We start from the raw sequence: 11,553 nt of genomic DNA on the forward strand, positions 1-11,553 counted from the left end.
CAGGGACGTGGTGATTGGGCGATTGAGTGACTTGGTGAAGTGCTGACGCCAGGCGCTTTTTGCGTTTCCAATCGCCAGATCGCTAAATCACCAAATCTGTTAGCCCCGCACATTCACCTTGCTGAAGCTGAGCACCACGCGTCCCGAAGTCGGCTTGCCGAACGCCGTCGCCGGGCGGAAAACGGTGAAGATGAGCGTGTTCTTCAGCTCCTGCATCACCTGGTCGCGGTCTTTCGATTCGCCCGAGATCACGCGGTAGTCCTGCACGCGTCCGTTGGGATCGACCACCGCTTCCACCAGCAGCGAACCGCCATTGGCGTTCAGCTCGAACGGCGACGACGCCAGCTCCGGCGGCGTGTAGATCATCGCCGGCACATCGTCGTCGCTCGCCTCCAGCGTCGAGGGCAGCGCGAAAAAGCCCATCAGCAGCCCGAAGAAGACCACCGCGCTCACCATGCCCGCCGTGGCGGGCACCATGAACGAGTTCAGCGAATTCTCCAAACGGACCAGCAGGCTCGTCCACTTCCAGTTGCGGGCGCGCGCCGCCTCGCGCGAAATCGCCAACCGGATCGTGGTTGCCAGCTCCGGCGGCGCCTGCCGCCGGCCCAGGCGCCCGACCAGCGCCAGCGTCTGCCGCTGCAATGCGTACTCGTAGGCGCAGGTCTCGCACCCGGAGAGATGTTGCGCCACCTGCTGCATCTCGACGCCGGTCACGGCGCCGTCCATGTAGCTCGACATCAGCGACCTGGTTTGTTTGCAGCTCATCACACCACCTCGGCCTCCGACAGGCCCTGGCCCGCCGCGCTCTCCGGCTCGTCGCGCGCCGGCCGCGGCGGCAGCTTGAGTCCCAGTTCGGGTCCGAATTGCTGGACGTACGGTTCCAGCCGCTTGCGCAGCTGTTCGCGTCCCCGCGTGATGCGCGACTTCACCGTGCCCAGCGACGTTTCCATGACCTCGGCTATCTCCTCGTACGACAGCTCTTCAACGTCGCGCAGCACCAGCGTGGTGCGGAACGGCTCGGGGACCTGCCGCAGTTCGTGCTCGATCCGCGCCCGCATTTCCTCGTGCAGCGCGTTGTCGAAGGGCGAAGTCGCGTCGTCGATCAGAGCTTCGCGCACCGCCAGCGGTTGCAAATTTTCCGCGGCGCCCTCGGGCGGCTCGATCGAGGTCTCGCGGCTCTTGTGCCGGAACCACCACCGGCGCCGGTTCGACGCCTCGTGCAGGGCGATGCGATAAATCCAGGTCTTGAGGCTGGAGCGGCCGTCGAAGTGCTTTATGCCGCGAAAAACTTTCAGGAAGACTTCCTGGGTGGTGTCGGCGGCGTCAGCCGGATCGTTCACCACGCGATAGACAAGGCTGTACACCGGCTGGTGGAATTGCCCCACCAGCCAGGCGTAGGCGTCTTCCGACCCCGCCTTGAGTTCGGCGACCAGCGAGGCCTCTTCCACCCGCATTGCCAGCGCATTCGCGATCTGCACGATGGCTGCTCCCGCCTGAAAGGGAGTACTTGTCCCTACACTAGCAGGATCGTCCGACCCTCACAACCTTGCCCGGAGCCTTCCCTAACCCCAGGCCGGCGCACATCGCCAGGCACTCAACCGGTTGCTGTGGGAATAGACGCCGGGGGGCGAAGCTTTGTTCCCGGATTTCGCCCCAACGCCATCCCTCTGAATTGCCATGGGATAGACGCCTGCGCTCTGGTTGGAACCCTGTCGCCCAGTACTGCGCGAGTTTCTGAACGGTCGCGAGCTGCACGCCTTGGGTCGTATCTGTGACCGTTTCCCGCTCAGGATTTTCGGTGGAAGCGCCGGGCCCATTCGGTGAAACTCGAACGCGCCCGGATTCTCGGTGGAAGCACCGGGCTTCAGCCCAGTGAACGCAACCGCGTTTAATGGGGGCTTTAGCCCCGGCCCGGCCCTTCGGACAAGCCAGCTCTCGATGCAAGATAAACGACTCGGTGGAAGCACCGGCCTTCAGCTCGGTGAACACAACCGCGTTTAATTGGGGGCTTTAGCCCCGGCACGCCGGCGAAAAAACCTTGTCAAGCCCCTCCGCGCTCCATTTCCCGCGCAACCCTCTCCAAACGCTCACACTAAATCTCCGCGCCGCCTTCCCATTCTCCCCACCAAATCTGCTACGCTCGAAGCAAGGCCTGCTGCGTCCACGCGACGCCGCAGGCCTCGCTCTTTGACAACCTGATCGCCATCAGTCACGTCCCAGGGGCGTGGTCCGCGCTCATCCGGGCAAATCCGCGGTAGGCCTTAAGCCTTTGAGCTCAAGACTTTGCCTCTAACCCCTGCAAGCTCAAAGATCTGGCGGGGATTTTCCCGTAACTGATTGAGCGCCAAAGACCGCCGCAAGGGGGTGGGGGAGGGGCCGCACGCAATGTGCCAAACGAATTCAGGCGTGAGCTCTCAGTGCAACGCCGTCACCGGCCGCGGATTCCAACCTATTGACCCATTATCCTGTGCTGTTGGAAGGCCCGCCGAGGAGGCCGTCATGCGCAAACTCGGAATTGCTCTTGCCGTTGTCGTCGTGCTCGTCATCGTGGCGGTGCTGGCGCTCCCGCGCATTCTGGACGTGAACTCGTACCGCGACAGCATTCAGAGCGAATTGAGAGCGCGCACCGGCAGATACGTCTCGCTCGGCGCCATGCGGCTGAAGCTGGTGCCGTTCGCCCTCTCGGTGGACAACGCCATCATTGGTGAAGACCCGCGCTTCCGCAGCAACGCGCCGTTCGCGCAGGCTTCCGAGCTGCTGGTTTCGCTGAAGCTCGTGCCGCTGCTCCAGAAGCGCGTCGAGATCTCCTCGCTGGAGTTGCGGAATCCAAGGATCGAGCTGGTCCGTGACGCGCAGGGCGTATGGAACTTCTCCTCGCTCGGGAAGCAGCCGGCGCCCTCGCAGCCGCGGCCCGCCGCGCGAGCAACGCCAACGCCGGCGCAACCGGCCGCGCCGCAACCGGAGTCGCAGCCGGCGCCGCGGCAATTCACGCTGGCACGCCTGCTGATTGATGACGGCCAGGTCGCCGTCACCGACGACCAGAAGCGCCAGCCCCGCGCGGTGTACGACCACATCGATCTGGACCTGCGCGACTACGCGCCGGGCAAGCCGGTGAAGATTGACCTGGCGGCGCACCTGCCCGGCGGCGGCAAGCAGGAGCTGCGCCTCACCGGCGAAGGCGGTCCGGTGCAGGACGACCTGCTCGCCACCAACTTCGCCGGCCAGCTGAAGCTCGATGGCGTCTCGCTCGCCGGCCTGAAGAAATTCGTGAATTCGGCGGCGCTCGCCGACATGGAGTTCGTCGCCACCGGCTCCACCGATCTCAACAACCAGGCCGGCGTGCTCGCAGCCAGGGGCAACATCACGCTGCAAAATCTGCGCGTGCGCGGCGTGGACATCGGTTATCCGATTGCCGCCGACTTCGATATTTCAGACGACTTCAACCGTGACTTTCTCACGATCCATCGCGGCGCGCTGAAGCTGGGCTCCACGCCGCTCGATCTGAAGGGCACGGTGAACATGGGCCCGACGCCGGCGCAGCTCGACGTCAGGGCGCGCGCGAACAACGCGTCGATCGCCGACGCGGCCAAGCTCGCCGGAGCGTTCGGCGTGGCCTTCAATCCCGGCATGCAGGTGGACGGCAACGTGGACGCCGACCTCGCCGTCCGCGGCGCCTCGTCGTCGCCGCAGATGAACGGAACGGTTGCGGCGCGCGCGCTGGTCATCAGCGGCAGGCAGTTGCCGCAGCCGGTGCACGTCACGCAGGTCAACCTGGCGCTCACGCCGAGCCAGGTCCGCTCGAACGAGTTCGTGGCCAGCACCGGCTCCACGTCGGTGCGGGTGGCCTTCACGCTGGACGACTACAGCACGCCGAGGTCCGCGATTGACGCGACGCTTCGCGCGCCGAATTCGCAGCTCGGCGAGCTGATCAGCATCGGCCAGGCCTGGGGCGTGCGCGCGCTCGACGGCATGGCTGGCGCCGGACCGGTCTCGCTCGACGTCCGCGTTGCGGGCCCGCTGAAGGACCCCGCGGCGCTGAACTACTCGGGCAGCGGCTCGCTGCAGAACGCCAGCCTCACGCTGCCCTCGTTCACCCGGCCGCTCCTGGTGCAGAACGCGAACCTGCGCTTTTCGCAGAACGCGATGAACCTGGAGAACGCCGCGTTTTCGCTCGGCTCGACGCACGCCACGGGACAGGTGTCCATTCGCGGCCTGGCGCCAAACGCTACACCGCAGGCGCAGTTCGCGCTGAACGCCGACAAGTTCAGCGTCGCCGAGTGGCAGGGCCTGATGCGCAATCCCGCCGTGGAAAAGACCACGGCAGCGCTCCGCCTGGTTCCGCCCGCGTACGCCGACCCCAAGCCTGAGCCGCCGCTGTTGCAGCGGCTCACTGGCGGCGGAACGCTGAACGTGGGCACGGTCGTCTATGACCAGTTGCTGCTGACGAACCTGAAGGCGACTGCCGCGCTCGATCGCGGCGTGGTCCGGCTGGACCCGGTCACGGCGAACGTTGCCGGCGGCGTGGAGAGCGGAACGATCGTGATCGACGCGCGTCCCACGCCGGCTGCTTACGCGGTGAATGCGAAGCTGTCGAACGTGGATGCGAACCAGTTGCTTTCGTCGATCTCCAACCTGAAGCAGGTGCTCTACGGCGTCCTCGCGGCGAACGCCGACACGCGCTTCATGGGCAGCACGAACGGCGGCTCCGCCGGCGTGGCGCGCACCCTCAACGGCAGGCTGAGCCTCGACCTGATGAACGGAAAACTCGCTGGAATTGATCTGTTGAATCAGCTCGCCTTGATCGGGAAGTTCCTGAACGTGACCAGGGCGAGCGGGCCGTTCACCAACATCGCCAGGCTGAGCGGCGACTTTGTGATCAACAACGGTGTGGCGCACACCGACAACCTGACGGCCGCGATTGACGGCGGAACGCTCGGCGCGAAAGGCGACGTGGACCTGGCGAACAAGACTGTCCAGATGGCGGCGACCGCAGTGCTCTCGCCTGAGTTCGCGAAGCAGGCCGGTGGGAACAACATCGGCGGCTACTTGACCACGGCACTGGCCAACTCGAAGGGCGAACTGGTGATGCCGGTGCTGATCAGAGGCAACCTCGCGTCGCCCCAGGTCCTGCCCGACTACAACGCCATCGCGCAGATGAAGCTGAACAACATCATGCCCAGCGGCGCCAATCCTGCGTCGATCACCGGCATCCTCGGCGCGATCACGGGCAAGCGCCAAACCGGCACGCTACCGCAGGCCGATCAGCAACAGCAGCAGCAGCCAGGCCAGACGCAGCAGCAGAAGCCGCCGAATCCGATGCAGAGCATTCTCGACGCGTTGGGCGGCAAGAAGCCCGGTCAGCAGCAACAACAGCAGACTCCACCGAAGTAGTACGCACGGTGAGCAGCCGTGGCCCACGCAAGCCAAAGAGACTGGCGTGGGGCTGATTTCGGCAGCGTGGTCAGAAGTTTCGCGCGTCGAGCCAGTTGTTTCGCAAGAATTCGAAGACCAGGTGTTGGCGCCGGACTTGGTCACCATGTTGACGATGGCGCCCCGAGTTGCGGCCGTGTTCGCCTTCCGTGTTGGTCAAAATGCCCATTTCCGCCATGGCACCGATGGGCGGCGGTCGCAAACCGAACCAGGTTTATTGGCCTTTGGGCGTGGTTGCTGGTTTCGCGCTGGTTGCGGGTTTTTTCTTCGTTGTTTTCTTTTCCGGCTCGGTGTCGTCCACCACGATCCTCTTCGGCGGCTGGGCGGCGGCTGCGGCCGCGGCCTGGAGGGCCCGCGACTGGGCGCGCAGGCGCGTGAGTTCGCTGTCGGCCGAGGAGGTCGACATCTCGAGCCGGTCGGCAAGCGAGCGCCGCGACTGATCGAGCGCGACCAGGTCGGCCGAGAGCGCCTGGAACTCGGTCCTGGGTGCGAAGGCGCCGGCCGATTCGGCAATCGTGGCCAGCACCTCGTAGACCACGTTCAGATTGCGATACAGCTTGAACGTGGCGGCGAGACTGCCGGGCGCACTGCGCGCCTGCACGATGAGCGACGGCAGCGCGGAGCTGAGGTTGCGCACGACCGAGTCGGCGTTGGCCTGCAGCTGCTGCCTGGTGGCGGCGTCGGCCTTCCACTTCTCGATGCGCACGCGGCCGAGATCGGCGACGGTGGTTTGCGCGGCCTGCTCGATGGGCGCGAACGCGGTGGCGTCGGCCGGCGGCGGCGCGGCGAGCTGAGGCGCCGGGCGCGATACGCTGGAAGCGTCTGACTGCGGCGGCGCGCCGGCCTGCGCCGGAGCTGCACTAACCAAGAGGACCGCGGCGAGAACTACCGCCAGAGCGCCGTACAGGTTTTTCATGTCGCCACCTTAGATGTCGGAAGCCCCGTGCAGGTTGGTGACAGGAGCTGCCGGACACGCGCAACAGCTTACCAATTTAAGCACCGGCGTACTCTTTTGATGCGGTTCACGGGGGCAGGCGGCGGGCCTGCCAGGGAGGGCCGCTTCTAAGGCGCTCTGAACACGGCCTTAACAGGGCGTTTACACGCGATGGCCTCGGCAAGGGGTTGGCAGCGCGGTTGCGTACTCTGCGACCTGGGGCCGCTGTGCGGTCCTGTGAGTGATCATGTCTCCCCTGGGCAAACTGGGCTCTGCTTTTCTCATCGTCGCCGTTCTCTTCTTCCCGGCATGCCGTGGCGCCATGGATTCAACCGGCAACCCGGCTCCGGGCAGCGGCGGTTCGCCAGCCGCCGCTGACCTGCCGCCGACGCAATCGCCGGTGAAACGGCTCATCGTCGTCAACATGCAGAACCGCTCGTTCGACAACCTGTTCGGGACCTTTCCGGGCGCCGAGGGCATCCGGCCCGGTGTGCCGGGATTTTCCCAGCGCGACTCGGGCGGCAACATAGTGACGCCGTTCCTCATCACCACCGACGCCACCACCGACCTGCCGCACGGTCGCAACTTCTACCTCGCCGCCTGGAACAACGGCGGCATGGACCGCTATGCGGCGGTTGAGGGCTCGCTCTCGATGGGCCACTACGACAACACCACGGCCGGCGTGGGCACGCTTTGGAGCTACGCCTCGCAGTTTGCGCTCGCCGACCACTACTTCGCGTCAGTCATGAGCAACGAGCCGGCGAACATGCTGTACCTGGTGCGCGCCGACGACAACAACTTCCCGTTCAGCATTCAGCCGGCGTTTGGGCCGTGCAACAAGCCGGATCCGGCGGCGCATCCGTTCACTAACCAGAACGTGGGCGACCAGCTCACGGCCAAGGGCATCACCTGGACCTGGTATCACGAGAACTACGGCGACTGCGGCAACTACGTCGCGGTCGAAAACCCGTTCCAGTTCTTCACCTCGACGCAGAACTCGGCGCACATCCAGGACCTCAGCGCGTTCAACACGGCGCTGGCGGCGAACAACCTCCCGGCCGTGGTCTTTGTGCAGCCGGCGCCGGCGCACGACATGCACCCGGGATCGGGGCCGGTGTCGCGCTCGGTGGAGTGGCTCGACGGCTTCATCAAGCAGGTGCAGGCCTCGCCGGCGTGGAATTCGGTGGCCATCGTCGTCCTGTGGGATGAGAGCGGCGGGTGGTGGGACCATGTTCCGCCTCCGCAAGTGGATTCGCAGGGTTATGGCGCGCGCGCGCCGATGATGGTGATTTCACCCTTCGCGAAGCGGAATTACATCTCGCACCTGACGATGGACCATACCTCGGTGCTGCGCTTCATCAGCTGGAACTGGGGTCTGGCGCCGCTGAACGCGCGCGCCGGGCTCGACGCCAACATCAACCTGAGGGACATGTTGAACTTCTAGGCTCTTCTTCTCTCCCGCTCTCTCTTTCTGCCACCTTGGGCGCTCCGGCGGAGCGCCCGATTTTTGCGCGTGCAGGCGCGCTACGTCTCTTTGGCGACCAGGCGGGCTTCGCCAAGGTCGAGTTCGCGCTCGATCTCGCGCAGCAATTCGTCGCTGATGTGGCCTTCGTTGCGAAGCTGTACCGCCCTTTCGCGCTCGACCTCGATCATCTGCCGCGAGAGGTCAACGAACCGGCGGTAGAAGCCGGCGTCAATCCCGTCCTGCGCGTCGCCGCCTTCGCGCAGGCTGGCGAGGCGGTGCCGGTAGTGCTGTTCCAGGTCTTTGTAAATCCCGCCCGCGTCGGGCGGCGCGGCTTTCCTCGCGCTTTCCAGCCACACCAGCGCGGATTCCAGGATGATGCGCCGCGCCTGCCTTTCTTCGGTGCGGGGCGCGGCCGTGCCGGCCAGTCCGAGCACGCGGATGAGCAGCGGCAAAGTGAGTCCCTGGAGGACGAGCGTCACCAGGATCACGAAGAAGGCGAGAAAGATGATCATGTTGCGCTGGGGGAACGGCCGGCCGTCAGCGAGCATCTGCGGCAGAGCGATGGCCGCGGCCAGCGAGATGACGCCGCGCATGCCCGTCCAGCCGGCAACGAAGATCTGGCGCCGCGATGGCATGCGCTCAGCCTGGTGCAGCAAGCGCCGGCGAATCACGTTGGCCAAGTAAGCGCCGGGATACATCCACAAAATCCGCAGCAGAATGAGGAATGTGCTGAAACCAAGGCCGTAGAACAGCAAGGTTGACATGCCCAGGTCGCGGATCTCAGCGCGCACCAAGGGCAGCTGCAGGCCAATCAGCACGAACACGAGCCCATTGAGGATGAAGGTGAGCGCTTCCCACACCGCCCAGGCCTGAAGACGCACGCTCGGCGAAAAGAAGTGCGAACTCTTGCGGCTCAGGTACAGGCCGCACGCGACCACCGCCAGCACGCCCGAGGCGTGAACGTAGTCGGCGGCGAGGTAGGCGACATAAGGCGTGAGAATGCTGAGCGCGATCTCGATGGGGCCGTCGTCCACCCGGTCCTCAATCTGGTGGACGATCTCGCCAATCACCAATCCGATTCCGGCGCCCATTGCGATCAGGTATCCGAGCCGGAGAAAACCGCCGGTGAACGTCGGGAAACGGCCGTTGACCAGCAGTCCGATGCCGAACTCAAGGGCGAGCAGCGCGCTGGCGTCGTTGAGCAGGCTTTCGCCTTCGAGGATGTCAATGAGACGCCTGGGCAGGCCAACGCGCTTCGCGATGGCGGTGGCGGCGATGGCGTCGGTGGGCGCGACGACGGCGCCGAGCACGAGGCCAACGCGCCAGTCGAATCCCGGCAGGAGCCATTGTCCGGCCTCCGTGACGGCGAGCACGGTGAACGTGACCAGTCCGAAGGCGAGGAAGCAAATGCTCACCAGATGATAGCGGAATTCGCGCCACGACGTGAGCCAGGCCGCGCTGTAGAGCAGCGGCGGCAGAATGATGAAGAAGATCAGGTCGGGATTGAGCGTGACGCGGGGTATGCCGGGAATGAAGCTGAGCAGCAGGCCGCCCAACACCATCACGATCGGATACGGCGTGCGCAGCTTCCGCGCCAGCACGCCGAACACGACGACGAACAGCAGCAGGATCAGGAATACGATTTCCAGACCGTGGATGGCGTTCGTCGGCACAAAGCCTCGCTCGCCTAGAAAATACAGCAAATCAGAGGTCGAATCGCAGCGCCGCAGCGGGTTTGGGCCAGGTCCGCTTCGAGTCAGATTCAGGTTCTCGAGGCGGATTCGGGGAGTTTTTTCCAGCGCGCGGGTGGAGATTTGACTATCGGTATAGCCTCAGAGACAATTTAAGAGCAGTTGGATCGCCGCCCGGCGGTCCGGTAATTCCCGAGTGGGCCTGTGGCGCAGCTGGGAGCGCGCTTCCATGGCATGGAAGAGGTCGTCGGTTCGATCCCGACCAGGTCCACCATCTTTTCTTACACTTAGCGGACCCACCTTTTCGCGCTTGGCCGGAAATTGGCCGGAAATTTCAAAAACCTTCTTCCGTTTCTGACTTCAATCTAAGTTCTCGGCTGATCGCTTCCACCGTTGCCTTCACGCTTTCGGGAATCTCCTGCATGTAAACGTCGGTGGTCGTCGCCAGCCGCGAGTGCCGCAACAACGCCTGGATGTCCTTGGGCGTCCCTTTCTTCTGTGCCAGCGTGGCAATCGTTCGCCGGATCACCTGAAAGGTCAGCTTCGGCAGCCCGCACTCCTCCGCCAGCTTCCGCATCTTCCTCCGGTAATTCTGCGGATCAATGAATCCGCCCTTCTTTAACCGGTTCGAGAAGATGAAGTCATCAGGCTCGGAATGCTTCGATTCCTGCCGCCACAACCAGAGATCATCTGCCAGCTCTTTCGGGATATGCACCGGGCGCAGCGCCTTCCGGGTCTTACCCCAATTGCGCAGCTTGCCTCGAAACACGGTTTCCCGCAGTTCCAGCAGGCACTCGTCGTAATTGAAATCGCGCCAGCGCAGCCCGAACAGTTCACTGGGCCGCAACGCGACCGTCATGTCCAGTTCGAGAACCAGTCTGTCCTTCAAAGACAAATGGGCCAGCACGCTTCGCAGTTGATCCCAGCTCAGAACCGTGGTGTCGGTCTCCCGCAATTGCTTGGGAACCTCGACCTTCCGCGCTGGGTCTTTGGGAAGGAAGTCCTGGTCCACAGCTTCGGCAAAAATGTCGCGCAGGTGCGCGCGAATCTGAAGCACGCGATCCCGCGAGCGAGTTTTTGCCAGGTCGTTCAAGTGAACCTGCAACGTGAACTTGTCGAAATTCTCCAGCGGAACGCTCTCGAATTTATCGAGCAGATCTTTCTGGAGAATGCACTTCTTGTCCCGTGCTGTTTCTTCCTTCCAGTTTGCTTCTTTCAGCGGAAGCCAGCGATAGCGAACAAACCAGCCGAACGTAACCACCTTCTTCTCGGCCAGCGGTTGGGGAGTGTTCCCCGTCCGCTTCGCAATCTCGACTTCCAGGGCATCGCGAGCCTGAAACTTGGTCAATTGCGAGCGAAGCCCGAGCGGAATCGGTGACGCCGTTCTCCACTCTTCCTGGCCGGTTTCAGGATTGAATCGCTTGACCTCGTAATACCCGTACCACTTCTTACCTTTGGGGCGAACCCAGCCCTTCTGGTACGACCTCTTTGCCATAGTTCTCCCATTTGGGAGCTGCTATGGGCGGGGTGCTCCTATTGTACCCGCGCCCAGAAGCGCTCAACCGCTCCAGTTCCGCGATGAATTTCTCGATTTCGCTCGCGCGATATCGCAGGAGGCCCTTCCGACCCGGCCCACCGCCGAGGCGGATGACCGGAAGTCGGGGGTGCTTGCGTGAGGAGTGATCGCGTACCCAATCGACGGAAACACTCAGTCGCTCCGCGACCTGATCCGGCGTGAGCAGAACATCGCTTGCATTCACATTCCATTCCATAAGCAGCTCGCCGTTGAATTTGGTTTTGGGTCGAGCGTCTGTGGGAAAAAGGAGAATGGGATAGATCGAAATGGGTCAGGGCAAATGGTTAACGGGAAGAGTGAATCGAGGAAATGGATGAGGGGAAGGGACCCCGCCCTGTGGATCAATGGCCGGCCTGCGGCGGGCTGTCGCCCGCCGCAGGATGTGTGTGCCTTCGCGGCCGGCTCCTAGACTTTTGCCTTCATCGCAGCCGCACCCGTATCCGCATCGAGGCCATAT

7 protein-coding genes and 1 tRNA gene are annotated in these 11,553 nt (G+C 63.8%); 3 read left to right on the forward strand and 5 right to left on the reverse strand.

Annotated features, from left to right (window positions below; translation table 11 throughout):
* Window positions 1-99 precede the first annotated feature (99 nt).
* Window positions 100-765: a zf-HC2 domain-containing protein gene (locus VFA60_07990; GenBank protein ID HZQ91715.1), complete on the reverse strand. Its 666-nt coding sequence runs from the start codon at window positions 763-765 to the stop codon at window positions 100-102.
* Complete coding sequence (locus VFA60_07995; GenBank protein HZQ91716.1) at window positions 765-1,478, reverse strand: sigma-70 family RNA polymerase sigma factor; 714 nt, start codon at window positions 1,476-1,478, stop codon at window positions 765-767. Before VFA60_07995 ends, VFA60_07990 begins: the two co-directional genes overlap by 1 nt.
* A gap of 1,021 nt (window positions 1,479-2,499) precedes the next feature.
* Between VFA60_07995 and VFA60_08000 the strand changes: the two genes are divergently transcribed.
* Window positions 2,500-5,391, forward strand: a complete 2,892-nt coding sequence (locus VFA60_08000) for an AsmA family protein (GenBank protein ID HZQ91717.1) — start codon at window positions 2,500-2,502, stop codon at window positions 5,389-5,391.
* 253 nt (window positions 5,392-5,644) lie between these two features.
* On the opposite strand, the gene VFA60_08005 is transcribed toward VFA60_08000, so the two are convergent.
* The gene (locus VFA60_08005; protein HZQ91718.1) at window positions 5,645-6,346 is read right to left on the reverse strand and encodes a hypothetical protein; all 702 of its coding nucleotides are present in this window, start codon (window positions 6,344-6,346) and stop codon (window positions 5,645-5,647) included.
* Between the two features lie 265 nt (window positions 6,347-6,611).
* Between VFA60_08005 and VFA60_08010 the strand changes: the two genes are divergently transcribed.
* Window positions 6,612-7,808, forward strand: a complete 1,197-nt coding sequence (locus VFA60_08010) for an alkaline phosphatase family protein (protein ID HZQ91719.1) — start codon at window positions 6,612-6,614, stop codon at window positions 7,806-7,808.
* Between the two features lie 80 nt (window positions 7,809-7,888).
* On the opposite strand, the gene VFA60_08015 is transcribed toward VFA60_08010, so the two are convergent.
* Complete coding sequence (locus VFA60_08015; protein ID HZQ91720.1) at window positions 7,889-9,502, reverse strand: Na+/H+ antiporter; 1,614 nt, start codon at window positions 9,500-9,502, stop codon at window positions 7,889-7,891.
* Between the two features lie 216 nt (window positions 9,503-9,718).
* Here VFA60_08015 and VFA60_08020 point away from each other — a divergent pair.
* Window positions 9,719-9,794, forward strand: a tRNA-Ala gene (locus VFA60_08020).
* Between the two features lie 60 nt (window positions 9,795-9,854).
* Here the strand turns inward: VFA60_08020 and VFA60_08025 are convergent.
* Window positions 9,855-10,781: a tyrosine-type recombinase/integrase gene (locus tag VFA60_08025; GenBank protein HZQ91721.1), complete on the reverse strand. Its 927-nt coding sequence runs from the start codon at window positions 10,779-10,781 to the stop codon at window positions 9,855-9,857.
* Window positions 10,782-11,553 lie beyond the last annotated feature (772 nt).

The organism is Terriglobales bacterium (genome assembly GCA_035651995.1).
GTDB lineage: Bacteria > Acidobacteriota > Terriglobia > Terriglobales > Acidobacteriaceae > DASRER01.

Bases quoted from the DNA above. Each gene is read 5' to 3' on its own strand.
- VFA60_07990 (HZQ91715.1), bottom strand. From the start codon at position 765: ATGAGCTGCAAACAAACCAGGTCGCTGATGTCGAGCTACATGGACGGC.
- VFA60_08000 (HZQ91717.1), top strand. From the start codon at position 2,500: ATGCGCAAACTCGGAATTGCTCTTGCCGTTGTCGTCGTGCTCGTCATC.
- VFA60_08005 (HZQ91718.1), bottom strand. From the start codon at position 6,346: ATGAAAAACCTGTACGGCGCTCTGGCGGTAGTTCTCGCCGCGGTCCTC.
- VFA60_08010 (HZQ91719.1), top strand. From the start codon at position 6,612: ATGTCTCCCCTGGGCAAACTGGGCTCTGCTTTTCTCATCGTCGCCGTT.